This window comes from Halomonas sp. (genome assembly GCF_034520545.1).
Taxonomy (GTDB): domain Bacteria; phylum Pseudomonadota; class Gammaproteobacteria; order Pseudomonadales; family Halomonadaceae; genus Halomonas.
In genome coordinates this window covers 1,135,111-1,158,289 of the sequence record NZ_JAXHNN010000010.1, presented here as the reverse complement: position 1 = coordinate 1,158,289, position 23,179 = coordinate 1,135,111, and the positions used below count along the sequence as shown (strand labels likewise).

Sequence of the window (23,179 nt, the reverse complement as noted above, 5' to 3'; positions counted from 1 at the left end):
CGCCCGATGCGCCTCCGGCTTATCGGGCCTTGAATATAAAAGAGGAGAAAAAACGTGGACTGGAGTTCATCCCTGCAGGGACTTACCGGTGGCATCCTGATCGGCCTGTCTGCCACCTGGCTGATGGCCACGCTGGGCCGCATCGCCGGCATCAGCGGCATCCTCGGCAACCTGATTACCCTTAGACCCAAGGGCGACAGCGCCTGGCGCATTACCTTCCTGCTCGGCCTGATCAGCGGCCCTGTGGTCTTGCTGCTGCTGGGCGGTGGCCTGGGCAACGTCGCTGGCGCGCCGGGCGAGGTCGTCGGCGAGCCCGCCGGTGGTGTGGCGCTGATGCTGGTGGCCGGCCTGCTGGTTGGCGTGGGCACCGGGATCGGTAGCGGTTGTACCAGCGGCCACGGGGTCTGCGGCCTGGCGCGGCTGTCTCCACGCTCCCTGGTGGCGACCCTGACCTTCCTGGTGGCGGCGATCGTCACCGTCTATGTGGTCCGGCACATGATCGGAGGTGGCGCATGAAGACCTCGACCCTCAAGGCGATCATGGGCTATGTCGCCGGCCTGATCTTCGGCCTCGGCCTGGCCATCTCCGGCATGACCGACCCGGCACGGGTACTGGGCTTTCTCGACCTCTTCGGTGCCTGGGACCCGACCCTGATGTTCGTGCTGGGTGGTGCGGTAGTCACCAACTTCATCGGCTACCGGCTGGTACTGCGTCGCAAGGCACCGCTCTTCGGCAACGCCTTCCAGTTGCCGACCCGCCAGGACCTGGACGGCCGCTTGATCGGCGGCGCCGCGTTGTTCGGCATCGGCTGGGGGCTCTCCGGCTACTGCCCGGGGCCGGCCTTCGCCTCCATCGCCGGGCTGAGCGTCCCGTTGCTCGCTATGCTGATAGCCATGGTGGCCGGCTGGTTCCTGGCTCGAGCGATCCCCGCCAGCCGCTGACGACGATTACGAGGTGGCCGGAACTGTCGGCACCTGGAAGCAAGCCCGCAAGGGATCAACGATAACGACGAGGGTGACCCGCCAGGAGCGCCCGCAGGACCCGCGCTATACCTACGAGGGTTGGGTGGCCAGTCTGTGAAGAGCCTTACGTGGTGGTGTCGGGGGAGGCGACGCATCGCCGGGGCCTGGCTCAGGGCCGTGGAGAGCCCATCATTGCCTCGAGCCGTTCCGCATCGGGGGCACCCTCGACCTTCTCCAGGCGGCTCTCGTCGTTGCGGTAGTAGCTGGTGGGGGTGGCCATCAGCCCCAGGGTCTCGAAGAGCTGGTTGTTGGCGTAGACCTGCTCCTCGATCTTTCGGGGTTGGGCGGAACCCTCGATGCCCTCGTCACTGGCCTGGTGTGCCTGCAGCGCCGCGGCGGGGTCCTCGGCGCCGAGCAGGGCGGCGGCCTTGGCCGGGCTGTCGCTGCGCAGGATGCCGACCATGATATGGCGCAGCTGTACCTCGCCGGCCTTGACCCAGGGGCGGCTCTGGTCGTGGAAGCGTGCGCAGTAGGGGCAGTTGGGGTCGGTGAAGGTGTAGATCACGCGCGCTGCCTGCGGGTCTCCGTCCCGGATCCAGTGGCTCTCTTCGAGCCGTTGCCACACCTCGGCCTCCTGGCCGCTGCGCACATATTCGTCGAGCGGCGCCGCGGAGAGATCGTTGCCCTCGGCATCGAGCAGGGTGCCGACCAGAGCATGCTCGGCGTCCGGCGTGAGGTAGACGGCCATCTCGCGGCCCCGATGGCTGGCAGCGAAGCCGCTGAGGCCGCTTGGTGCCGCGAACTCGCCGTGAATCTCCAGGCCCTGGTCCACCAGGGCCTGGACCGGTGCCGGCCAGTGGTCGTCGGCGAGCAGCGGGGATGTGAGCGAGAGCGTGACCAGGCCGGCCGTCAGGGAGAGGGGAAGGGGGCGCATCGCGTTGTCCTGTTGGTGTGGGGTGTGGTGAGGGAATGTGCAGGGTAAGCTCAATGGATTACCCTTTCAGCCTCTGGAGTCGACCGACATGCGTATCGCCGCCTTACCGCTGGTTCTGTTCTCGCTGTTCAGCGCAACTGCCCTGGCTCAGTCCCTCTCCGTCGAGGATGCCCGAGTGCGGGCGGTGCCTCCCGGATCGCCGACCACGGCCGCCTTCATGGATCTGACCAATCCGGGCGAGACGGATCTGGCGCTGGTCGGGGGTGTCTCACCGCTGGCCGGTACTCTGGAGTTGCACAATCATGTGATGGTCGAGGGTGTGATGCAGATGCGCCAGGTCGAGGAGATTCCGCTCCCGGCTGGCGAGACCGTGCGGCTGGCCCCGGGCGGCTGGCACCTGATGCTCTTCGACTTGACCAGGCCCCCGGCCGAGGGCGACCGCGTCACACTCACGCTGACCCTCGACAATGGCGAGACCCTGAGCATCGAGGCGCCGGTCAAGCGGGTGCAGCCGATGGAGATGCAGGGAGAGGACCAGCCCGGAAGCCACTGATTCCCGGTTCCGGCAGTCACTGGGCGCCTTCCCTGCTAAACGTTACAATGCAGCGACACCTTTCCAACGATCTCGGGTTATCCCTATGCATTGCCCCTTCTGTGGCGCCAATGACACGCGCGTGACCGACTCTCGCCTGGTGGCGGAGGGCGACCAGGTAAGGCGGCGGCGTCAGTGCGCGGCCTGCGGCGAGCGCTTCACCACCTACGAGACCGCCGAGTTGGTGATGCCGCGCGTGATCAAGTCTGACGGCACCCGGGAAGTGTTCGACGAGGTCAAGCTGCGCGCCGGCATGCTCCGGGCGCTGGAGAAGCGGCCGGTCAGCGCCGAGTCCATCGAGGCGGCCGTGGAGCGCATTCGCCAGAATCTGCGGGCGCGTGGCGAGCGAGAGATTCACGCCCGGGATATTGGCGAGGAGGTCATGCAGGCCCTCAAGCGCCTCGACCAGGTGGCCTATATCCGCTTTGCCTCGGTCTATCGCAGCTTCCAGGACATCGACGAGTTCCGCGCCGAGATCGACCGCCTGGCCCAGGAACCCGGTTTTGCTTCGGACCCTTCTGGAGCGTCCTGATGGCGGAGCACACCGTCCCCGAGGCCTGGATGGCGCGCGCCCTGACGCTCGCGCATCGCGGGCGTTATACCACCGATCCGAATCCTCGAGTGGGGTGCGTGCTGGTCAAGGATGGCCGCGTCATCGGCGAGGGTTGGCACGAGCGGGCCGGCGAACCCCATGCCGAGATCCATGCGCTGCGTGCGGCGGGGGAGCAGGCCCGTGATGCCACCGCTTACGTGACCCTGGAGCCCTGTTCCTACCACGGGCGCACCGGCCCCTGCGACCTGGCGCTGGTCGAGGCCGGCGTGACGCGGGTGGTCGTGGCCATGCAGGACCCCAACCCCCGGGTGGCGGGTCGAGGCATTGCCCGATTGCGTGAAGCCGGCATCGAGGTGGTTGTCGGCATGCTCGAGGAGGAGGCCCTGGCGCTCAATCCCGGTTTCGTGATGCGCATGTCCCACAACCGCCCCTTCGTGCGCCTTAAGATGGCCATGAGCCTCGATGGCCGCACCGCCATGCGCTCCGGTGAGTCCCAATGGATCACCGGGCCGAGCGCTCGCCGCGAGGTGCAGCGCCTGCGCGCTCGTTCCAGCGCCATCCTCACCGGGGTCGAGTCGATCATCTTCGACAATGCCAGGCTCACCGTGCGCCCCGAGCAACTTGAGCTGCCCGAGGGCGAGGCGCTTGCCGCCCGTCAGCCGTTGCGCGTGGTGGTGGACTCCCGGCTGCGCCTGCCTCTGGCCGCGGCCTGTCTGCGCGAACCCGGCCGCACCTTGGTGGCTACCCTGGCCGACCACGAGCCCGAGCGGCGCGAGAGACTTGAGGCCGCCGGTGCCGAGGTGGTGGTCATTTCTGCTGGCTCCGAAGGCCGCGTGGATCTCGACGCCCTGCTGCGCCACCTTGCCGAGGCGGAGCGGGCCAACGAGGTGTTGCTGGAGACCGGCGCGACGCTGGCCGGCGCCATGCTCGAGGCTGGCCTGATCGATGAGATGCAACTGTTCGTAGCGCCGACCCTGCTCGGTGGCGAGGCGCGTCCGCTCTTCGAACTGCCGGGCCTGAGCCTGATGGCCCAGCAGAAGGGGTTGGAGATTCTCGATATCCGAGCGGTGGGGGATGACTGGCGCATCACCGCCCGGCCGGTAAAGTCCCGGGGCCCTTCGTCGCCATTGGGGTCAGACCCTTAAGCGTACTTAGGATCTTCGATCCTAAGTACGCTTAAGGGTCTGACCCCGCTGCAGGCCACCCCACTGCAGGCCGCTGGCGCCCGACGCTGCGCCACGGTACCCTGACGCGGTTTCGAGGTGGCGACGCCCGATGGCGACCCGCCCGTCGTCGGATGACAACAGCCACCACGCTGAATTAATGGAGACTCCATGGTGCACGCCTCATCCGGGGGCCTGGCCCCCATCGAAGAACTGGTCGAGGACATCCGTCAGGGCAAGATGGTGATTCTGATGGATGACGAGGATCGCGAGAACGAGGGTGACCTCATCATGGCCGCCGAAAAGGTCGAGGCCGAGCACATCAATTTCATGGCGCGTCACGCCAGAGGTCTGATCTGCCTGCCGATGACCCGTGAGCGCTGTGAACGACTCCAGCTGCCACTGATGGTGCGCGACAATGGTTCAGGCTTCGGAACCAAGTTCACCCTGTCGATCGAGGCCGCCGAGGGCGTGACCACCGGCATTTCCGCCGCCGACCGGGCGCGCACCGTGCGCGCCGCGGTTGCCCGCGATGCGGGTGCCTCCGACATCGTCCAGCCCGGCCACATCTTCCCGTTGATGGCAGAGCCCGGCGGCGTGCTGCGTCGAGCCGGTCACACCGAAGCGGCCTGCGATCTTTCCGCCCTGGCTGGCCTCGACCCGAGCGGCGTGATCTGCGAGGTCATGAACGAGGACGGCAGCATGGCGCGCCGGGCGGAGCTCGAGCGCTTCGCCGTCGAGCATGGCCTGAAGATGGGCACCATCGCCGATCTGATCCATTATCGCATCCACAATGAGCAGACCGTGCAGCCGGTGGAGTCAACGCCGGTTGATACTGCCTTTGGCGAGCTCAGCCTGCACGTCTTCCGCGACAGCATCCAGGGGGCCCATCACCTGGCGCTGGTCAAGGGCCATCCGCATCCCGAGGCCCTGACCACGGTACGCGTGCACCTGGCCAACGTGATGCGTGATCTGCTCACCCTGCAGAAGGGCGACAAGCCGAACTGGACCGCCCAGCAGGCGGTCGCCGAGGTGGCGCGGGCCGAGCACGGTGTCTTCGTGCTGCTCGACGATGGGCGTCCTCACCAGGATCTCCACGATCTGCTCGAGGTATTCCTGGGGCGTCGTCGGTCGCCGCGCACCAGCGACTCCGACGGAGCGGGCAACTACCTGACCATCGGCACCGGCTCGCAGATCCTTCGCCATCTTGGGGTGGGCAGGATGCGCCTGTTGAGTTCACCCTGGAAGTTCTCGGCGCTCTCCGGCTTCGACCTCGAGGTGGTGGAGCGCCTGGAACCCGGCGATCAGGAGACTGGCGAGCAGGGCGACGACTAGCGTTGCAGCCTTTTACATCATGACATGGCCATGGGCCATGCCTTCAGGACCCTCAAGCACCGGATCTTTCAGGACACAGAACCATGCAACCGATTTCCCAAGTCGAAGGCAGTTTCGTCGACGTCGATGGCCGCTACGTGATCGTGGTCGGCCGCTTCAATCATCATGTGGTGGATAGCCTGGTCGAAGGCGCCGTTGACAGCCTGGTTCGCCATGGCGTGGACCCACAGGGCATCGACATCGTCCACGTGCCCGGCGCCTGGGAATTGCCGCTGGCCATCAAGCGCGTGCTGCAGGTGGCACGCCCCGAGGCAGTGATCGCCCTGGGGGCGGTGATCCGTGGCGGTACCCCGCACTTCGAGTATGTCGCCGGTGGCTGTAATACCGCCATGGGCAATCTGCAGCTGGAGTTCGACACCCCGGTGGCCAACGGCGTGCTGACCGTCGAATCCATCGAGCAGGCCATCGAGCGCGCCGGTACCAAGGCCGGCAACAAGGGGGCCGAGGCGGCCATGGCGGCGATGGAAATGGTCTCGCTGTTGCGCTGTTTCAGTGACGACGCCGTCGAGGGTGGTGAGGCATGAACGGTGAGCGCCCGCGGGCCCCGTCGAAGGCCCAGCAGTCGCGCCATGCGGCACGTGAACTGGCGGTTCAGGGCCTCTATCAATGGCAGATGACCGGCAAATCGATCACCGCCGTGGAGGCCGAGTTCCGTAGCCAGTTGGCCGACGATGATCTCGAAGATCACGAGAACTGGCACAAGGTCATGGAGTTTGCCGATCTGGCGCTCTTCCATGAGCTGCTGCACAACGTGGCGAATCAGCGTCGTGAGCTCGATGCCGCCATCGCGCCGCTACTCGACCGTCGTCTTCAGGACCTCGATCCCATCGAGCTGGCAATTCTGCGCCTTGGCGCCTACGAGCTCTCTCGTCGCCTCGAGGTGCCGTACCGCGCGGTGATCAACGAAGGGGTCGAACTGGCCAAGTCCTTTGGTGCCACCGACGGGCACAAGTACGTCAACGGTATTCTCGACAAGCTTGCCGGGCGACTGCGATCCGCCGAGGTCACCGCTCGCCGCCGCTGAAGGCCAGCCCCTGATGCACAGCGAATTCGAACTCATCACCCGCTTCTTCACGCCCGACCCTCCGGGGGCCGAGGCCGGCGTGACCCTGGGCGTGGGGGACGACTGTACCCTGTTGGCCCCGACGCCCGGGCAGCGGCTGGCGGTCAGCGTGGATACCTCGGTGACCGGCATCCACTTTCCCGAGGATGCCCCGGCCGTGGCGGTCGGCCACCGGGCGCTAGCGGTCAGCCTGAGCGATCTGGCTGCCATGGGCGCCCGTGCCCGCTGGTGCCTGATGTCGCTGACCTTGCCGGCGGCCGATGACGACGCCTGGCTGGCGGATTTCGCCCTGGGCTTCCATGCCCTCTGCGACACCACCGACACGGCCCTGGTGGGCGGCGATGTGACCCGCGGCGAACTGGCCATCGGCGTGACGGTGATGGGCGAGGTGCCTCCCGAGCAGGCGCTGACCCGCAGCGGAGCCCGGCCGGGTGACCTGCTGGCGGTGACCGGTGCGCTGGGTGGCGGGGCCGGGGGACTGGCCCTGTGGCAGCGTGGTGAGCGGGACACTGACCATCCGCTGTTGCAGCGCTATCTTCATCCGCTCCCGCGTCTCGAGGCGGGAATTGCCCTGCGTGGCCTGGCAAGTGCCGCCATCGACATCTCCGACGGCCTGCTGGCCGACCTCGGGCATCTCCTTGATGCCTCGGGCGTCGGAGCCGAGCTGACGCTCGACGCGCTGCCCCTGGCCGAGGGCTTGGTGGCGGCGCTGGGCGAGGAGGAGGCTCGACAGGCGGGTCTCCACGGTGGTGATGACTACGAGCTGCTGCTCGGCCTGCCCCCCGAGCATCTCGATGCGGCTCGCGATCGGCTGGCCGCCCTGGGCCTGGCCTTCACGGTGATCGGCCGCTTCAGCGACAAGCCCGGCGTGCAGGGAGTAACGGTCACCGGCGAGCGGGGCTGGCAGCACTTTTCGGGAGGTGTCGCTCCATGAATCAGGCTCCTGCCAGCGTATGGCGACGCCCCGTGCACTTCCTGGCCTTCGGGCTGGGCAGCGGCACCGTGCCCTTCGCCCCCGGCACCTTCGGTACCCTGGCTGCCATTCCCTTCTACTGGCTGATTTCCGAGCTGCCCCTCGGGTGGTATCTGGGCCTGGTGGCGGCGACCTTCTTCTGGGGCATCTGGCTGTGCGACAAGACCTCCCGCGACCTGGGTGTTCACGATCACTCGGGTATCGTCTGGGACGAATTCGTCGGTTACTGGCTGACCATGGCGGCTGTGCCTTTCTCCTGGGAAGCCGCCCTCTGGGGGTTCGTGGTCTTCCGTATCTTCGATGTCTTCAAGCCCTGGCCGATCCGCTGGGCGGACCGGCGGGTCGCCGGTGGCTTCGGTATCATGATCGATGATGTCCTCGCCGCCGTCTATGCATGGAGCACCATGCACTTGTGGTTCTGGCTCCACTGACCTGGCCTCATTGAAAGCTCCTCAGCGTTTCGGCGACACAGGTGTGGTCAGGACAAGGCGCGAGTAAGGAACGCCATGATGCGCAAGGAACGATTGATCGTCCCGCTGGTGGTAGGGCTGGCGCTGCTCTGGGGTGCCGCCCAGTATCTCTCGAGCGTGCTCTTCGAGCGCGAACTCGCGCGCGCCCTCGAGGATCTCGCCGCTCGTGGCGAGCTCGCGGTAAAGCGCAACGACATCGAGCGGGGCTGGCTCGAGTCCCGCGGCACTCTTCATCTGACGCCTCGCTTCGGCCAGGCCTGGCATCTCGAGCTGCCCTATGTGGCACGTCACGGGGTGATCAGCACGCGCATCGACGGCGAGCTGAGGCCGCATCTCGGGCCCGGCGATCGGCGCTTGTTCGGCGACGCCCTGCCCTCGAGCCCGCCCACCTGGCAGGCCAGCTACCGCACGCTTGGCGCCACCTTGGAGGGGCATCTCCAACTGGCACCCTTCATCGTCAGCCAGGGGGGGCGAGAGCTTGAATTCCGTGGTGGGCGGATCACCTTCGGCGGGGTCTACGGCGACTGGCGGCTGCAGGCCAGGCTCGAGCCCTGGCGCCTCAGTGATGGCCCGACTGCCCTGGAAGCAGGGCCGACCGTCCTGGAGAGCCGCTATGCCTATACCGACGCCGCCTACCATTTCAGTCAGCAGGACCTGCTCAAGGTGGAACGGCTGGCCTGGCAGCAGGCGGATCTCGAGCTGGATGCCCGTGGGTTGATCCTGCATAGCCGCACGGTCCTCGATGAACAGGAGCTGCGCGTCGATAGCGAGTTGACCCTGGACCGGCTGGTGACGGCGGGGCAGGTGTTGCTCACCGGTCGTGTTGACCTTGAGCTGTCAAGGGTTAACGCCGACGCCCTGCGCAGCGTGCTTGGCGTGCTGCGCAGCGAGGCGGCACGCGGCGATGCCGCCCAGGGGGGGCGCGAGCTGCTGGCGCGCTTGGAGCCGCAGTTACTGGCCATGCTTGTGGATTCGCCCCGGCTTGACATCCATGCCATCGACCTCCGCAGCCCGATGCTGGGCCTGGAGGCGCTGGGCGAGGGGGCGCTGTTCTTCGATTCACGCGAGCTCTCGGAATTGAGCCTGATCGCGCTTGCCTATCCTCACGAACAGTCTCACGAACAGGCTCGCGAACAGGCGCGCTGGCGAGCACGGCTCTACGGTGACCTCATCTGGCACCAGGTGCCCAAGGTGGTGGCCCTGTGGCTCGGCCTGCCGCTGGATACCCAGGATCTCGAGATCGATGTGGTACGTGGCCGGGTCCGGATCAACGGTCGTCCGCTGCCGCCGGTCTTCGAACGGTTCCAGTGACTTGAAGTCGGGCGCCGGTGCCCGCATTCCTCAGGCAGCACCGGGAATCTATCCCGACGATCCAGAACGAGGAACGCATGAGCGACGATCACGAAGCGCAGGACGGCCTGGACTGGATCCAGGCCAACACCGACGATTCCTTCCACGACGAGACGCCTGACGAGGGCAACCATCATGCGGTGGTGCCCGCCAGCGATTCGCTACCCGAGCGCATTTACCTGCTGCCGATTCACAACCGGCCCTTCTTCCCCGCCCAGGTTCAACCGCTGGTGGTCAACCGTGAGCGCTGGGAAGAGACCATCCGCCGCGTCGGCAATACGCCGCACCACACCGTGGGCCTGGCCTTCGTCGGCGAGACCGGCGTCGAGGAACTCGGTGGCGAGGACTTCCCCGAGACCGGTACCGCCGTGAAGGTACACAAGTTGCAGGGCGAGGAGCAGCAGATCCAGTTCATCGCCCAGGGTGTGCGCCGCTTCCGCATCCAGCGCTGGCTCTCCCGCACGCCGCCCTACCTGGTGGAGGTGAGCTATCCCCGCGAGCCCGTTGACGCCGAGCATGACGAGACCCGCGCCTATGCCATGGCGCTGATCAACGGCATCAAGGAGCTGCTGCCGATCAATCCGCTGTATGGCGAGGAGCTCAAGCACTACCTCAACCGCTTCAGTCCCCATGAGCCGGGTCCGCTGACAGATTTCGCCGCCGCCATCACCTCGGCCAAGGGACCCGAGCTGCAGGACGTGCTGGAGACCCTGCCAGTGATGGAACGCATGCAGAAGGTGCTGCCGCTGCTGCGCAAGGAGATCGAGGTCGCCCAGCTGCAGAGCGAGATCAGCGATCAGGTCAATGCGCAGATGCAGGAGCGCCAGCGGGAGTTCTTCCTGCGTGAGCAGCTCAAGGTCATCCAGCGCGAGCTGGGCATCTCCAAGGATGACCGCGAGAACGATGTCGACACGTTTCGCGCCCGCCTCGAGGGTTGCGTGGTGCCGGAACGGGTCATGGAGCGCATCGATGAAGAGCTCGACAAGCTCTCGGTACTGGAGACCGGCTCGCCGGAATATGGCACCACACGCAACTACCTGGACTGGCTGACCAGCATGCCCTGGGGGGTGCGCAGCAAGGACCAGCTCGACCTTGTCCATGCCCGGCAGGTTCTTGACCGTGACCATGACGGCCTCAAGGACGTCAAGGAGCGGATCGTCGAGTTCCTCGCCGAGGGCACGTTCAAGGGCGACGTGGGGGGCTCCATCCTGCTGCTGGTTGGTCCTCCAGGGGTCGGCAAGACCTCGGTGGGGCGCTCCATCGCCGAGGCCCTGGGCCGCGAGTTCTATCGCTTCTCGGTGGGCGGCATGCGCGACGAAGCCGAGATCAAGGGACATCGCCGCACCTACATCGGCGCCATGCCCGGCAAGCTTGCCCAGGCCCTCAAGGAGGTGGAGGTCGAGAATCCGGTGATCATGCTCGACGAGATCGACAAGATGGGACAGTCCTTCCAGGGCGACCCGGCCTCGGCGCTGCTCGAGGTACTCGACCCGGAACAGAACGTCGATTTCCTCGATCACTATCTCGACGTGCGCCTTGATCTTTCCAAGGTGCTGTTCGTGTGCACCGCCAACACCCTGGACGCGATTCCTCCGGCGCTGCTGGATCGCATGGAGCAGATTCGCCTCTCCGGCTATATCGCCGAGGAGAAGGTGGACATCGCCAAACACCACCTCTGGCCCAAGCTGCTCAAGCGTGACCGCATTCCCAAGAAGCGCATCAACCTCACTGCAGCGGCGTTGCGGCAGGTGATCGAGGGCTACGCTCGCGAGGCCGGGGTGCGCCAGCTCGAGAAGCAGCTGCACCGCATCGTGCGCAAGGCCGCCGTGAAATTGCTTGAGAGCGAGCAGCAGTCGGTGCGGGTCTCGGTGACCAACCTGGAGGACTATCTGGGGCCACCGATCTTCCGCAAGGAGCAGGTGATGAAGGGTGAAGGCGTAGTTACCGGCCTGGCCTGGACCACCATGGGTGGCGCCACACTCTCCGTCGAGGCCGGCAAGGTGCATGCCCTGGACCGCGGCTTCAAGCTCACCGGCCAGCTCGGCGACGTCATGAAGGAGTCGGCCAACATCGCCTACAGCTACGTGCTCGGCCATCTGGGCGAGTACGGCGCCGATACCGACTTCTTCGATTCCGCTTTCGTGCACCTGCACGTGCCGGAAGGCGCCACGCCCAAGGATGGTCCCTCGGCCGGGGTGACCATCGCCACGGCGCTGCTGTCGCTGGCCAGGCACTGTGCCATCGATCGGCCAATGGCGATGACCGGCGAGCTGACCCTGACCGGCCAGGTGCTGCCGGTGGGCGGCATCCGCGAGAAGGTGATCGCCGCCCGGCGCAGCGACATCTTCGAGCTGATCCTGCCCGACGCCAATCGCCGTGACTACGATGAGCTACCCGACTATCTCAAGGAGGGCATGACGGTGCATTTTGCCGGCCACTACCGTGACGTGGCCAAGGTGGTGTTCGACTGACCGGCATGCCCTGCCCTGCCCGGTGCGCTGTTGCTTACCGGGCCTGCGGTCGGGACAAAGCTCGAAGGTGTTGGGGTTTCGTGGGCCCGATAAGCGGGAGGCGTATCGGGCTTGCGACCGGGCCTTCGGCATGCATCTCGTTACCTGGTGTGCTCCTCCAGGGCATCCAGCGCCGTTCGGCCAAAATCGAGTTGCCGAGCCAAAGAGACGATGCGTTGCAGGTTTGCATCGTGCCGGGCGTCGTCGGTACTTGAAGCGGGCAGCATGGCGATACTTTTCCCTAGTTGGCTGGGACTCGTTGTCTGGGATCATCTTCGAGTCTGTCGTGTCGAGGTGCAAGACGCGAAGGCGGATGCTGGCCTGGCGACCGGCCGCATGCCAGAATTCCCTTCACTGGACACCGCGCTAAAGTAGAGGACAGCATGCCCGAGTATCGCTCCCGCACCACCACCGCCGGCCGCAACATGGCCGGCGCCCGTGCCCTGTGGCGCGCCACCGGCATGAAGGATGACGACTTCCACAAGCCGATCATCGCCGTGGCCAACTCCTTCACCCAGTTCGTGCCGGGCCACGTGCACCTGAAGGACATGGGGCAGCTGGTGGCCCGCGAGATCGAGAAGGCCGGCGGGGTGGCCAAGGAGTTCAATACCATCGCCGTGGACGACGGCATCGCCATGGGTCACGACGGCATGCTCTACTCGCTGCCTAGCCGCGACCTGATCGCCGACAGCGTCGAGTACATGGTCAACGCCCACTGCGCCGATGCGCTGGTGTGCATCTCCAACTGCGACAAGATCACCCCGGGAATGCTCAACGCCGCCATGCGCCTGAACATCCCGGTGATCTTCGTTTCCGGTGGCCCCATGGAGGCCGGCAAGACCAAGCTCCTGGACCACAACATCGACCTCATCGATGCCATGATCTCCGCCGCCGACGACACCTACAGCGACGCGGAGATCGAGGAGATCGAGCGCAGCGCCTGCCCGACCTGCGGTAGCTGCTCCGGCATGTTCACCGCCAACTCGATGAACTGCCTGATGGAGGCTCTGGGCCTGGCGCTCCCGGGCAACGGCACGGTGCTAGCCACCCATGCCGACCGCCGCCGACTGTTCGAGGAGGCAGGTTATCGTATCGTGTCGCTTGCCAAGCGCGTCTACGAGGGTAACGAGGCGCATCTGCTGCCGCGGGCCATCGGCTCGAAGGCGGCCTTCCGCAACGCCATGACCCTGGACATCGCCATGGGCGGCTCCACCAATACCATCCTGCACCTGCTGGCTGCCGCCCAGGAGGGGGAGGTGGACTTCACCATGGCCGACATCGACCGGCTCTCCCGGGAGGTGCCGCAGCTGTGCAAGCTGGCGCCCAACACCCAGCAGTACCATATCGAGGACTGCCATCGTGCCGGCGGCATCATGGCCATCCTCGGTGAACTCGATCGCGCCGGGGTGCTCGATACCCGAGTGCCGACCGTCTACGGCGATAGCTTGAAGGACGCACTGGACGAGTGGGATATCATGCGCTCGCCGAGCCCCGAGGTGGTGGAATTCTACAAGGCCGGTCCCGGCGGTATTCCCACCCAGGAAGCCTTCTCCCAGGCCGCCCGCTGGCCGAGCCTCGACGGCGACCGTGCCGGCGGCTGCATCCGTGATCTCGAGCACGCTTTCTCTCTCGAGGGCGGCCTCGCGGTACTCAAAGGCAACATCGCCGCAGACGGCTGCGTGGTGAAGACCGCCGGTGTCGACGACGCGATCCTGGTCTTCGAGGGCCCGGCCCATGTGGTGGAGTCTCAGGACCAGGCGGTGGAGCATATCCTCGATGGCCAGGTGAACGAGGGGGAGGTCGTCGTGATTCGTTACGAGGGGCCCAAGGGTGGCCCTGGCATGCAGGAGATGCTCTACCCGACCAGCTACCTCAAGTCGAAGGGGCTGGGCAAGGCCTGCGCACTGCTCACCGACGGGCGCTTCTCCGGCGGCACTTCCGGGCTCTCCATCGGTCACGCCTCGCCTGAGGCAGCGGCCGGGGGCGCCATCGGTCTGGTGGAGACTGGCGACATCATTCGTATCGACATCCCCAATCGACGCATCGACGTGAAACTCTCCGACGAGGAGCTCGCTCGACGACGCGAAGCGGAGGAGGCGAGAGGGGGCGAGGCCTGGAAGCCGCGCATCATTCGTGATCGCAGGGTCTCCGCGGCGCTCAAGGCCTATGCGCTGCTGGCGACCTCCGCCGACAGGGGCGCGGTGCGCGATCTGACCCGGCTCGACTAGCTCCTGGCCTGGTTCAACGTCAGGCGGAACCCCATGATCCCCGCAGGGAACTGGCATGATGAAGACAAAGACCATCAACGTCGGCCTGCTCGGCTACGGCATGGCGGGGCGCACCTTTCACGCTCCGCTGATCCAGGCTGCTCCCGGCCTGGAGCTGACCGCCGTGGTCAGCAGCAATGCCGAGCGTGTCAGGGCCGACTATCCCGAAGTCGAGGTGCTGCCCAAGGCGACGCAGCTGTTCGCGCGGCGCGACATTGACCTGGTGGTGATCGCCACGCCCAACGACACCCATTTCCCGCTGGCCAAGGCGGCACTGGCGGCCGGCAAGCATGTGGTGATCGACAAGCCCTTCAGCGTCAGCGCCTCCGAGGCGCGCCTGCTCAAAGCCCAGGCCGACGGCAGTGAGCGCCTGCTGAGCGTCTTCCACAACCGCCGCTGGGACAGCGACTTTCTGACCCTCAAGGCGTTGCTCGACGACGGCGCCCTGGGGCGTGTGGTGGCGCTGGAGTCGCGCTTCGACCGCTTCCGCCCCCGAGTCACCGATCGCTGGCGCGACCATCACAAGCCAGGTGGTGGCATCTGGTATGATCTCGGACCGCACCTCCTCGACCAGGCCCAGCAACTTTTCGGCATGCCCAAGGCGATCCTGCTGGAGCTCGCCACGTCTCGCGAGGGGGCCGAGGTGGATGACGATTTCCTGGCGCTGCTGGAGTACGACGGCTTGCGGGTGAGCCTGCAGGCCAGTTCCCTGGTTGCCGAGCCGACCCCGCGCTTCCGGGCACACGGAACCCGCGGCAGCTTCGTCAAATACGGCCTTGACCCCCAGGAAGACTGGCTCAAGGCGGGACAGACCCCCTCGCCGGGCTGGGGCCTGGACCCGTCGCCCGGTACCCTGACCCTCGCCGAGGGGGAAGACGGGTCGGAGGCGCTGACGAGCCGCGAGGCACGAGTCGTGCCGGGGGACTACCCCGCGTTCTATGCCGGCATCGCCCGGGCACTGATCCAGGGCGCTCCACCACCCGTGACCAGCGAGTCGGCGCTGGATGTGATGATTCTGCTGGAGACCGGGCTCGACAGCTACCGCCAGGGCCGCTGGATGAAGCTCAAGGACGGCAAGAGCGCGATGCGCCGGTTGCACTCAAGCTAGTTTCACGCCCGGTAATCGACAGTGCACCGGGCGTCATGAGCGGGTTTCACCAGAGCCCGGCATCGACGGGCGCCTCGCTGCGCAGCTTGTCCCGGGCAATGAACAATGCGGCGATCGCGCGGGCTTCGTGGAAATCCTCCCGGGCCAGCAGGGCCGAGAGCTCATCGATGGCGTGGGTCTCCACGATCAGTGGCTCCGGCTCGTCGCCGGGCAGGCGCTTCGGGTAGAGGTCGCTGGCCAGCAGCACCTGCATGCGATGGCGCATGTAGTTGGGGGCCAGCGACAGCTCCACCAGCGGCTCGATGCGGTGGGCGCCGAAGCCGCACTCTTCCATCAGTTCGCGATTGGCCGCAGTGACGATGTCCTCGCCCGGATCCACGAGCCCCTTGGGCAGGGTCAGCACATAGTCCTCGAAGCCGGCGGCATACTCGCGGATAAGCAGTACGTGTTCCGGGTCTGGCATGGCCACCATCATCACTGCGCCGACACCCTGACCGGTGCCGGTGAGCCGCTCGAAGGTGCGTTCCGCGCCGTTGGAGAAGCGCAGGTCCAGCTCCTCGACATGGAAGAGGCGGCTTCTCGCCACGCTGCGCCGGTCGAGGATGTGCGGCTTGACGGGCCAGGGCCGGGAGGCGTCGTGCGGATCAGACATGGGTGGGATTCCTTGTTGGCGATTCGCTACAATACTACGTCCCAACGGCCCCCGACTCACTCCCGGAGACGCGATGATTGACTGGCGCGCCATCGACACCGTCCTGCTGGACATGGACGGCACCCTGCTGGACCTGCATTTCGACAGCCACTTCTGGCTCGAGCACCTGCCGCGGCGCTACGTGGAACTGCATCGCCTCGACGAGGCGACTCAGGAGGAGCTGCGCGCACGGATCATCCGCGAGCAGGGCACCCTCAACTGGTACAGCCTGGCCTACTGGAGTCGCGAGCTGGGCGTCGACGTGATGGCGCTCAAGCGCGAGGTGCAGCACCTGATTGGTCTGCGCAGCGATGCCCTGGACTTCCTCCGCTGGCTCAAGGCGGCCCACCCCCGAGTGGTGCTGGCCACCAATGCCGATCGGGCGAGCCTGGAGCTCAAGCTGCCCCTCACCGGGCTCGAGGACTACCTGGATGCCATCGTCTCCTCGGCGGATCTCGGTGTCCCCAAGGAAGAGCAGGCGTTCTGGTTTGCATTGCAGGAGGTCGAGCCCTTCGATCCTCAGCGCACCCTGTTCATCGATGACAATGCCTCTGTGCTGGAGAGTGCCCGGGAGTTTGGCATCCGCCACCTGCTGGGCATCAAGCAGCCAAATAGTCGTCGGCCGGAGAAGGAACTCGAAGAGTTCATCGCCCTGGATCGCTTCGCCAGCATCCTGCCCGATAACCCGCCACCCGCGGCTGGCGAAGCGCCTGCGGCGGGCGAAGCGCCTGCGGCTGTTGAAGAGAAGGAGAGGGGTACCCGTGGATAGCGTGCGACTCGACAAGTGGCTGTGGGCGGCACGCTTCTTCAAGACCCGGGCCCTGGCCAAGAAGGCCATCGAAGGCGGCAAGGTCCACTACGAGGGTGCCAGGGCCAAGACCAGCAAGTCGGTCGAGGTCGGTGCGTTGATTCGGGTGCCTCAAGGCTGGGACATCCTGGAAGTGGAGGTGCTGGCGCTCTCCGACCAGCGCCGCGGCGCCCCCGAGGCGCGTGCGCTCTACCGGGAAACCGAGGAGAGCGTTGAGCGTCGCGAGCGCGAGGCCGAGGCGCGGCGCCTCAACAACCAGGTCATGCAGCACCCGCTCAAGCGACCCGACAAGAAGCAGCGCCGGGATATTCGACGCTTCAAGGAGGGGGGTGAGGATTAGTACCTCACCACTCACACCTCACCACTTACAGATTCTCTATGACCGATCAGATCCAGCGTTTCCTTTTCGACAACACCAATGTGCGAGGGGAACTCGTCACGCTCGAGCGCGCTTACGGCGAGGTGCTCGAGCGCCACGACTATCCCCCCGCGGTGAACCATCTGCTCGGCGAGTTGCTCGCCGCAGTGGCCCTTCTCACCGACACCGTCAAGCTCGATGGCACCCTGAGCATTGAGGTGCGCGGCCAGGGGGCGCTCGCCCTGCTGATGGCCGAGTCCAACCCTGGCGGCGAGCTGCGCGCCATTGCTCGCCTGGCCGAGGACGCAGAGATTCCCGGCGAGGATACCGGCTTCCGCGAACTGGTGGGGGAGGGCAAGATCATGATCACCCTCGACCCCACCGATGGCCATCGCTATCAGGGCATCGTGGCCCTGGAGCATGACAGCCTGGCTGCCTGCCTGGCCGCCTACTTCGCCCAATCAGAGCAGCTACCGACGCGGCTGTGGTTGGCCGCCGACGACCAGCGTGCCGCCGGCCTGCTACTGCAGCGCCTGCCCGATGAATCCCGCAATCAGGATGCCGACGCCTGGGATCGCACCGTGCACCTGGCCGACACCGTCAAGGACGAGGAACTGCTCGGTCTCGAGCCGCTCGAGGTGCTGCGCCGGCTTTACCATGAGGAGACGGTGCGCGTTTTCGACCCCAAGTCATTGCACTTCGGCTGCACCTGTTCACGCGAGCGCATCGCTTCTGCGCTGCTGACCCTGGGCAAGCAGGAGCTGCGCGAGGTGCTGGTCGAGCAGGGCGGCATCGATACCCAGTGCCACTTCTGCCATACCCGTTACCACTTCACGGTGGCTGAGGTCGAGGCGATGCTCGACGATCCCGAGGGACCGGCACCGACGCTACACTGAGAGCGTCGTGGCGAGTGTTGCATAGCAGCATGTGAGTTCAAGTGAGCGGTAGTGAACGGTGCCGATGTAGTAGTAAAACTACATGAACTTCGCCCAAGAACAGCGTTTCCCGGGGGCCGGGTTTTTGCCATAATGGCGCCGTTTTTTCCGGTCCGATCGCCTTCACAAGACGGGAATGACCCGCACACGGCGATCATGGCATGACCCACGTTGCGTCACCGACGCCCGGCACACGAGAGAAAAGCGGCCGCAAGGCCCAGGAAACGACATGACCATGACTCAAGCCGCCCCCCAGCAAGCCGCCATTTCCCACGTCAACCTCTGCAGCGCCGAGTTGATCGAGCGGGCAGTGGCCAATGGGGAAGGGCGCCTGGCCGCCAACGGCGCCCTGGTGGTGAACACCGGTGAGCGCACCGGCCGTTCGCCCAAGGATCGCTTCATCGTCGACGAGCCGAGCACCAGTGGCCAGATCGACTGGGGCAGCGTCAACCGCCCGTTCGATGCCGAGAAGTTCGATGCGCTCTGGGCCCGTGTCGATGCGTACCTGGCCAGCGACGAGCACTATGTCTCCGAACTCCACGTGGGGAGTGACCCCGTCCACTACCTGCCGGTGCGTGTCACCACCCAGACCGCCTGGCACGGCCTCTTCGGCCGCACCATGTTCGTGCGCCCCGAGGCCTACAACCCGTCCGTCAAGGACGAGTGGACCATCCTCAATGCCCCTTTCTTCGAGTGCGATCCGGCCCGGGACGGCACCAACGCCGACGGCTGTGTGATTCTCAATTTCGCCCAGAAGAAGGTGCTGATCGCCGGCATGCGCTACGCCGGCGAGATGAAGAAGGCGATGTTCTCGGTGCAGAACTTCCTGCTGCCGGACGCCGACGTTTTGCCCATGCATTGCTCCGCCAACGTCGGTGAGGATGGCGAGACCACCCTGTTCTTCGGCCTCTCCGGTACCGGCAAGACCACCCTCTCCGCCGACCCGGCCCGCTACCTGATCGGTGACGACGAGCACGGCTGGGGGCCGGGCACCGTCTTCAACATCGAGGGCGGTTGCTACGCCAAGTGCATCGATCTCTCCGAGAAGAACGAGCCGATCATCTGGCAGGCCATCAAGTTCGGTACCGTGCTGGAAAACGTGGTCCTCGATGACCGCCGCGAGCCGGACTACGCCGACGACAGCCTGACTCAGAACTCACGTGCCGCCTATCCGCTGGAGCATGTCGAGAAGCGCGTGCCCGAGAACCGCGCCGGCGAGCCCAATGCTATCGTCTTCCTGACCTGCGATATGTCCGGCGTGCTGCCTCCGGTCTCTGTGCTCTCCAAGGAAGCCGCTGCCTACCACTTTCTCTCCGGCTACACCGCCAAGGTGGGCTCCACCGAGATGGGGTCTTCCGCCGGCCTCGAGGCGACCTTCTCCACCTGCTTCGGCGCTCCCTTCTTCCCGCGGCCGGCGCGTGAATACGCCGACCTGCTGATCAAGCGCGTGGCCGAGAAGGACGCCCAGGTCTACCTGGTCAATACCGGCTGGACCGGTGGCGCCTACGGAGAGGGCGGCGCGCGCTTCTCGATCCCCACCACCCGCGCCATCATCAGCGCTATCCAGTCCGGGGTGCTGCGCGACGTCGAGACGCGCGAGATCGAGGGCCTCAACCTGGCCGTGCCCACCGCCGTGCCGGGCGTCGACTCCCGTCTCCTCAATCCGCGTGAAACCTGGGAAGACAAGACTGCCTACGACCGCAAGTGCCAGGAACTGGCAGCCAAGTTCGTCGATAACTTCAAGAAGTTCGAGGGTGTCAACCAAGCGATCGTCAAGGCGGGTCCCAGCCTGACCTGAGGGCGCCTGTCCCGTGGACGCCTGAACTGAGGACGTAAGCACGGCGAACCGTCGGCGGCATCGACGGTCTGACCGGGGGAAGGACGCCGTTCCTTCCCCCGGTTGCGTCTTGGCGTCATCTTCAGGGGAAGGGCTGGCGCCCGGGTCAGATTACCAACGGAGAGAGACCATGAAACGACGGCATTTTCTTGGCGTGCTGGGTGCCGGCAGCCTTGCCGGCCTGCTGCCGGGTCTGGCTGCGGCCAGGCCCAAGCCCGAACTGACGCGTGCCGAGGGGCTCGATGTGCTGGAGCTCTCCGAGGCCGAGTGGCGAGAGCGCCTGAGCGACGAGCGGTTCGAGATACTTCGCGAGGAGGGCACCGAGCCGGCCTTCTCGAGCCCCCTGGACGAAGAGACACGCGAAGGCGAGTACCACTGTGCCGGCTGCGACCTGCTGCTGTTCACCAGTGCCATGAAGTACGACTCCGGAACCGGCTGGCCGAGCTTCTTCGAGCACGTGGAAGGACACCTGCTGACCAGTGTCGACTACTTCCTGGTGTTTCCGCGCACCGAGTACCACTGCGCGCGCTGTGGCGGCCACCAGGGCCATGTCTTCGACGACGGCCCCGAGCCCACCGGCCTGCGCTGGTGCAACAATGGCCTGGCGCTGACCTTCCACCCGGCATAGGCGCTTCGCGCCAGCAGCGAGCTACGGGCCCCGAGCGACGAGCTAGACTTTCAGCCCGTAGCCCGTAGCCCGTAGCCCGTAGCCCGTCGGGCTCCCGGCGAAGCCGGGCTTGTGGTACCTTGTCGCGATCGTCTGGACGTTTGATTGCCAAGGATTTCATGGACGCACACGAGAAGATAATCAGCCGCCTCGCCGAGGAACTCGCCGTTCGCCCGCCGCAGGTCAAGGCGACGGTGGAATTGCTCGACGGCGGGGCTACCGTGCCCTTCATCGCCCGCTACCGTAAGGAAGTCACCGGCGGGCTCGATGATATCCAGCTGCGCCAGCTCCACGAGCGCCTCGCCTATCTGCGCGAGCTGGAGGAGCGCCGCGAGGCGGTGCTCGCCGCCATCGACGAGCAGGGCAAGCTCACCGACACCCTGGCTGCCAGCATTCGCGCCGCGGACACCAAGCAGCGACTCGAAGACCTTTACCTGCCCTACAAGAAGAAGCGGCGCACCAAGGCGCAGATCGCCCGGGAGGCGGGGCTCGAGCCCCTGGCGGATGCCTTGCTGGCGGACCCGAGCCTCGTCCCCGAGACCGAGGCGGCCCGCTATCTTCGTCCCGCGGAGCAAGACATTCCGGCCGTCGAGGATGCCAAGGCCGCCCTGGACGGCGCCAAGCAGATTCTCATGGAGCGCTTTGCCGAGGACCCCGAACTGGTCGGGCGGCTACGCGAGCGGCTATGGCGCGAGGGTGAGCTCTCCTCCCGGGTGATCGCCGGCAAGGAGGAGGAAGGGGCCAAGTTCTCCGACTACTTCGAGCACGACGAAGCGCTCTCTAAGGTGCCCTCGCACCGCGCCTTGGCCATGTTCCGTGGCCGCAACGAGGGCGTGCTGGCCCTTACCCTGCGCCTGCCCGGTGAAGAAGAAGCGCCGCTCCACCCGGCGCAGCTGGCCATTGCCAAGCATTTCGCGATCAGAGATCAGGGTCGGCCCGCCGACAGATGGCTGGCCGAGGTGGTGCGCTGGACCTGGCGGGTCAAACTCTACACCCACCTCGAGACCGAGCTGATGGGCCGCCTTCGTGAGCGCGCGGAGATCGAGGCCATCGAGGTGTTCGCGGCCAACCTCAAGGACCTGCTGCTGGCCGCGCCGGCGGGGCAGAAGGCCACGCTGGCCATCGATCCGGGCCTGCGCACCGGCTGCAAGGTGGCAGTGGTGGATGCCACCGGCCAGTTCCTCGAGCACGCCACCATCTATCCCCACGCGCCGCAGAAACGCTGGGATGCCGCGCTCGCAGAACTGGCAAAGCTTGTCGAAAAGCACGATGTGGCCTTGATCGCGGTGGGCAACGGCACCGCCAGCCGCGAGACCGACAAGCTCGCCGGCGAGCTGGTGAAAGGCATGGCTGGCAAGCGTCCGCTCGCCAAGGTGATGGTCAGTGAGGCGGGTGCCTCGGTCTATTCCGCCTCGGCATACGCCTCCCGGGAATTGCCGGATCTCGACGTCACCATCCGCGGCGCGATCTCCATCGCCCGGCGGCTGCAGGATCCGCTGGCCGAGCTGGTCAAGATCGAGCCCAAGTCCATCGGCGTGGGTCAGTACCAGCATGACGTCTCGCAGCTACAGCTCTCCCGAAGCCTGGAGGCGGTGATCGAGGACTGCGTGAACGCCGTGGGGGTGGACCTCAATACGGCGTCGAGCGCGCTGCTCTCCCGTGTCGCCGGCCTCAATGCGACCCTGGCCGACAATATCGTCGCCCGTCGCAACACCGAGGGCGCCTTCACCAGCCGTCGGGCGCTGCTCGACGTCAGCCGCCTAGGGCCCAAGACCTTCGAGCAGTGCGCCGGCTTCTTGCGCATCATGCAGGGGGATAATCCGCTGGATGCCAGCGCCGTGCACCCCGAGGCCTATCCGCTGGTGGAGCGTATCGCCCAGCGCAGCGGGCGTCCGTTGGCCGGTCTGATAGGCGACAGCGCCACCCTCAAGTCGCTCAAGCCCGCCGAATTCGCCGACGAACGCTTCGGCGTGCCCACGGTTACCGATATCCTCGCCGAGCTCGACAAGCCGGGACGTGACCCGCGTCCCGAATTCAAGGCGGCCGAGTTCCGCGAGGGAGTCGAGACCCTGAAGGACCTCGAGCCCGGCATGATCCTCGAAGGCAGCGTGACCAACGTCACCCACTTCGGCGCCTTCATCGACATCGGCGTGCATCAGGATGGCCTGGTGCACATCTCGGCGCTCTCCGACAAGTTCATCGAGGATCCGCGCACCGTGGTCAAGGCCGGTGATATCGTGCGGGTCAAGGTGATGAGCGTAGACCTCGCGCGCTCTCGCATCGGTCTCACCATGCGCCTGGATGATCAGCCTGACGACCAGCGTGGTGACCGGGGCGGAAAAAAGAGCGGCGACGGAAGCGGTGAAAAGATTGGCGACCAGCCGCGCCGCGGCAGTGGCAATGCCAAGGGTCAAGGGCCCGGCAAGGCCGGTCGCGGCAACAAGGCACCCGAGCCCGCCGGACAGATGGGCGCCCTGGGGGCTGCCCTGCTGCAGGCAAAGAAGGGTCGCTGAGCTTGAAGCGCCGCCAGCCGGCACCATAAT

The 23,179-nt window shown here is 66.1% G+C and carries 22 protein-coding genes; 20 read left to right on the top strand and 2 right to left on the bottom strand.

The window, feature by feature from the left end; genetic code table 11:
* The first annotated feature begins 54 nt into the window (after window positions 1-54).
* Complete coding sequence (locus U5L98_RS14110) at window positions 55-516, top strand: YeeE/YedE family protein (RefSeq protein ID WP_322558894.1); 462 nt, start codon at window positions 55-57, stop codon at window positions 514-516.
* Window positions 513-941 (top strand): DUF6691 family protein, encoded by a 429-nt coding sequence (locus tag U5L98_RS14105; protein WP_322558893.1) that lies wholly within the window; start codon window positions 513-515, stop codon window positions 939-941. The genes U5L98_RS14110 and U5L98_RS14105 overlap by 4 nt, the downstream gene beginning before the upstream one ends.
* Window positions 942-1,131: 190 nt before the next feature.
* Here U5L98_RS14105 and dsbG read toward each other — a convergent pair whose 3' ends face one another.
* Window positions 1,132-1,896, bottom strand: a complete 765-nt coding sequence (gene dsbG, locus U5L98_RS14100; RefSeq protein WP_322558892.1) for a thiol:disulfide interchange protein DsbG — start codon at window positions 1,894-1,896, stop codon at window positions 1,132-1,134.
* 88 nt (window positions 1,897-1,984) lie between these two features.
* On the opposite strand from dsbG, the gene U5L98_RS14095 reads away from it, so the two are divergent.
* The 12 genes from U5L98_RS14095 to U5L98_RS14040 all read left to right on the top strand — a co-directional run bounded on the left by U5L98_RS14095 (window position 1,985) and on the right by U5L98_RS14040 (window position 15,340).
* Window positions 1,985-2,449: a copper chaperone PCu(A)C gene (locus U5L98_RS14095; protein WP_322558891.1), complete on the top strand. Its 465-nt coding sequence runs from the start codon at window positions 1,985-1,987 to the stop codon at window positions 2,447-2,449.
* A gap of 85 nt (window positions 2,450-2,534) precedes the next feature.
* Window positions 2,535-3,020, top strand: coding sequence for a transcriptional regulator NrdR (nrdR, locus tag U5L98_RS14090; RefSeq protein WP_322558890.1), 486 nt, complete (start codon window positions 2,535-2,537; stop codon window positions 3,018-3,020).
* A complete protein-coding gene (gene ribD, locus U5L98_RS14085) occupies window positions 3,020-4,186 on the top strand; it encodes a bifunctional diaminohydroxyphosphoribosylaminopyrimidine deaminase/5-amino-6-(5-phosphoribosylamino)uracil reductase RibD (RefSeq protein ID WP_322558889.1) in 1,167 nt (388 codons plus the stop codon). The genes nrdR and ribD overlap by 1 nt, the downstream gene beginning before the upstream one ends.
* Before the next feature lie 189 nt (window positions 4,187-4,375).
* Window positions 4,376-5,539 carry a bifunctional 3,4-dihydroxy-2-butanone-4-phosphate synthase/GTP cyclohydrolase II gene (ribBA, locus tag U5L98_RS14080; protein WP_322558888.1) on the top strand — a complete coding sequence of 388 codons (1,164 nt, stop codon included), beginning with the start codon at window positions 4,376-4,378 and terminating at the stop codon, window positions 5,537-5,539.
* Between the two features lie 83 nt (window positions 5,540-5,622).
* Window positions 5,623-6,123, top strand: a complete 501-nt coding sequence (ribE, locus tag U5L98_RS14075; RefSeq protein ID WP_322558887.1) for a 6,7-dimethyl-8-ribityllumazine synthase — start codon at window positions 5,623-5,625, stop codon at window positions 6,121-6,123.
* Window positions 6,120-6,623: a transcription antitermination factor NusB gene (gene nusB, locus U5L98_RS14070; RefSeq protein ID WP_322558886.1), complete on the top strand. Its 504-nt coding sequence runs from the start codon at window positions 6,120-6,122 to the stop codon at window positions 6,621-6,623. The genes ribE and nusB overlap by 4 nt, the downstream gene beginning before the upstream one ends.
* A gap of 13 nt (window positions 6,624-6,636) precedes the next feature.
* A complete protein-coding gene (gene thiL, locus U5L98_RS14065) occupies window positions 6,637-7,596 on the top strand; it encodes a thiamine-phosphate kinase (protein WP_322558885.1) in 960 nt (319 codons plus the stop codon).
* Complete coding sequence (locus U5L98_RS14060) at window positions 7,593-8,066, top strand: phosphatidylglycerophosphatase A (RefSeq protein WP_151443019.1); 474 nt, start codon at window positions 7,593-7,595, stop codon at window positions 8,064-8,066. Before thiL ends, U5L98_RS14060 begins: the two co-directional genes overlap by 4 nt.
* A gap of 78 nt (window positions 8,067-8,144) precedes the next feature.
* Window positions 8,145-9,416, top strand: a complete 1,272-nt coding sequence (locus U5L98_RS14055; RefSeq protein WP_322558884.1) for a DUF945 family protein — start codon at window positions 8,145-8,147, stop codon at window positions 9,414-9,416.
* A 77-nt stretch (window positions 9,417-9,493) separates the two neighbouring features.
* Window positions 9,494-11,926 (top strand): endopeptidase La, encoded by a 2,433-nt coding sequence (gene lon / locus U5L98_RS14050; protein ID WP_322558883.1) that lies wholly within the window; start codon window positions 9,494-9,496, stop codon window positions 11,924-11,926.
* Window positions 11,927-12,348: 422 nt separating this feature from the next.
* Window positions 12,349-14,193 (top strand): dihydroxy-acid dehydratase, encoded by a 1,845-nt coding sequence (gene ilvD / locus U5L98_RS14045; RefSeq protein ID WP_322558882.1) that lies wholly within the window; start codon window positions 12,349-12,351, stop codon window positions 14,191-14,193.
* A gap of 58 nt (window positions 14,194-14,251) precedes the next feature.
* Window positions 14,252-15,340, top strand: coding sequence for an oxidoreductase (locus U5L98_RS14040; protein WP_322558976.1), 1,089 nt, complete (start codon window positions 14,252-14,254; stop codon window positions 15,338-15,340).
* 46 nt (window positions 15,341-15,386) lie between these two features.
* Here the strand turns inward: U5L98_RS14040 and nudE are convergent, their stop codons facing one another.
* Complete coding sequence (nudE, locus tag U5L98_RS14035; RefSeq protein WP_322558881.1) at window positions 15,387-15,992, bottom strand: ADP compounds hydrolase NudE; 606 nt, start codon at window positions 15,990-15,992, stop codon at window positions 15,387-15,389.
* Window positions 15,993-16,065: 73 nt separating this feature from the next.
* Here nudE and yrfG point away from each other — a divergent pair, with 73 nt between their 5' ends.
* The 6 genes from yrfG to U5L98_RS14005 all read left to right on the top strand — a co-directional run bounded on the left by yrfG (window position 16,066) and on the right by U5L98_RS14005 (window position 23,149).
* Complete coding sequence (gene yrfG / locus U5L98_RS14030) at window positions 16,066-16,800, top strand: GMP/IMP nucleotidase (RefSeq protein WP_322558880.1); 735 nt, start codon at window positions 16,066-16,068, stop codon at window positions 16,798-16,800.
* Window positions 16,793-17,179 (top strand): ribosome-associated heat shock protein Hsp15, encoded by a 387-nt coding sequence (hslR, locus tag U5L98_RS14025; protein WP_322558879.1) that lies wholly within the window; start codon window positions 16,793-16,795, stop codon window positions 17,177-17,179. Before yrfG ends, hslR begins: the two co-directional genes overlap by 8 nt.
* A gap of 38 nt (window positions 17,180-17,217) precedes the next feature.
* The gene (hslO, locus tag U5L98_RS14020) at window positions 17,218-18,093 is read left to right on the top strand and encodes an Hsp33 family molecular chaperone HslO (protein ID WP_322558878.1); all 876 of its coding nucleotides are present in this window, start codon (window positions 17,218-17,220) and stop codon (window positions 18,091-18,093) included.
* Window positions 18,094-18,361: 268 nt separating this feature from the next.
* Window positions 18,362-19,930, top strand: coding sequence for a phosphoenolpyruvate carboxykinase (locus U5L98_RS14015; RefSeq protein WP_322558877.1), 1,569 nt, complete (start codon window positions 18,362-18,364; stop codon window positions 19,928-19,930).
* 169 nt (window positions 19,931-20,099) lie between these two features.
* Complete coding sequence (gene msrB, locus U5L98_RS14010) at window positions 20,100-20,597, top strand: peptide-methionine (R)-S-oxide reductase MsrB (protein WP_322558876.1); 498 nt, start codon at window positions 20,100-20,102, stop codon at window positions 20,595-20,597.
* Window positions 20,598-20,755: 158 nt separating this feature from the next.
* A complete protein-coding gene (locus U5L98_RS14005; protein WP_322558875.1) occupies window positions 20,756-23,149 on the top strand; it encodes a Tex family protein in 2,394 nt (797 codons plus the stop codon).
* The last annotated feature ends 30 nt before the right edge of the window (window positions 23,150-23,179 follow it).

What these genes read in the sequence shown, in the direction of transcription:
- U5L98_RS14105 (WP_322558893.1), top strand. Translation starts at nt 513, where the DNA reads ATGAAGACCTCGACCCTCAAGGCGATCATGGGCTATGTCGCCGGCCTG.
- dsbG (WP_322558892.1), bottom strand. Translation starts at nt 1,896, where the DNA reads ATGCGCCCCCTTCCCCTCTCCCTGACGGCCGGCCTGGTCACGCTCTCG.
- U5L98_RS14095 (WP_322558891.1), top strand. Translation starts at nt 1,985, where the DNA reads ATGCGTATCGCCGCCTTACCGCTGGTTCTGTTCTCGCTGTTCAGCGCA.
- nrdR (WP_322558890.1), top strand. Translation starts at nt 2,535, where the DNA reads ATGCATTGCCCCTTCTGTGGCGCCAATGACACGCGCGTGACCGACTCT.
- ribD (WP_322558889.1), top strand. Translation starts at nt 3,020, where the DNA reads ATGGCGGAGCACACCGTCCCCGAGGCCTGGATGGCGCGCGCCCTGACG.
- ribBA (WP_322558888.1), top strand. Translation starts at nt 4,376, where the DNA reads ATGGTGCACGCCTCATCCGGGGGCCTGGCCCCCATCGAAGAACTGGTC.
- ribE (WP_322558887.1), top strand. Translation starts at nt 5,623, where the DNA reads ATGCAACCGATTTCCCAAGTCGAAGGCAGTTTCGTCGACGTCGATGGC.
- nusB (WP_322558886.1), top strand. Translation starts at nt 6,120, where the DNA reads ATGAACGGTGAGCGCCCGCGGGCCCCGTCGAAGGCCCAGCAGTCGCGC.
- thiL (WP_322558885.1), top strand. Translation starts at nt 6,637, where the DNA reads ATGCACAGCGAATTCGAACTCATCACCCGCTTCTTCACGCCCGACCCT.
- U5L98_RS14060 (WP_151443019.1), top strand. Translation starts at nt 7,593, where the DNA reads ATGAATCAGGCTCCTGCCAGCGTATGGCGACGCCCCGTGCACTTCCTG.
- U5L98_RS14055 (WP_322558884.1), top strand. Translation starts at nt 8,145, where the DNA reads ATGCGCAAGGAACGATTGATCGTCCCGCTGGTGGTAGGGCTGGCGCTG.
- lon (WP_322558883.1), top strand. Translation starts at nt 9,494, where the DNA reads ATGAGCGACGATCACGAAGCGCAGGACGGCCTGGACTGGATCCAGGCC.
- ilvD (WP_322558882.1), top strand. Translation starts at nt 12,349, where the DNA reads ATGCCCGAGTATCGCTCCCGCACCACCACCGCCGGCCGCAACATGGCC.
- U5L98_RS14040 (WP_322558976.1), top strand. Translation starts at nt 14,252, where the DNA reads ATGAAGACAAAGACCATCAACGTCGGCCTGCTCGGCTACGGCATGGCG.
- nudE (WP_322558881.1), bottom strand. Translation starts at nt 15,992, where the DNA reads ATGTCTGATCCGCACGACGCCTCCCGGCCCTGGCCCGTCAAGCCGCAC.
- yrfG (WP_322558880.1), top strand. Translation starts at nt 16,066, where the DNA reads ATGATTGACTGGCGCGCCATCGACACCGTCCTGCTGGACATGGACGGC.
- hslO (WP_322558878.1), top strand. Translation starts at nt 17,218, where the DNA reads ATGACCGATCAGATCCAGCGTTTCCTTTTCGACAACACCAATGTGCGA.
- U5L98_RS14015 (WP_322558877.1), top strand. Translation starts at nt 18,362, where the DNA reads ATGACCATGACTCAAGCCGCCCCCCAGCAAGCCGCCATTTCCCACGTC.
- msrB (WP_322558876.1), top strand. Translation starts at nt 20,100, where the DNA reads ATGAAACGACGGCATTTTCTTGGCGTGCTGGGTGCCGGCAGCCTTGCC.
- U5L98_RS14005 (WP_322558875.1), top strand. Translation starts at nt 20,756, where the DNA reads ATGGACGCACACGAGAAGATAATCAGCCGCCTCGCCGAGGAACTCGCC.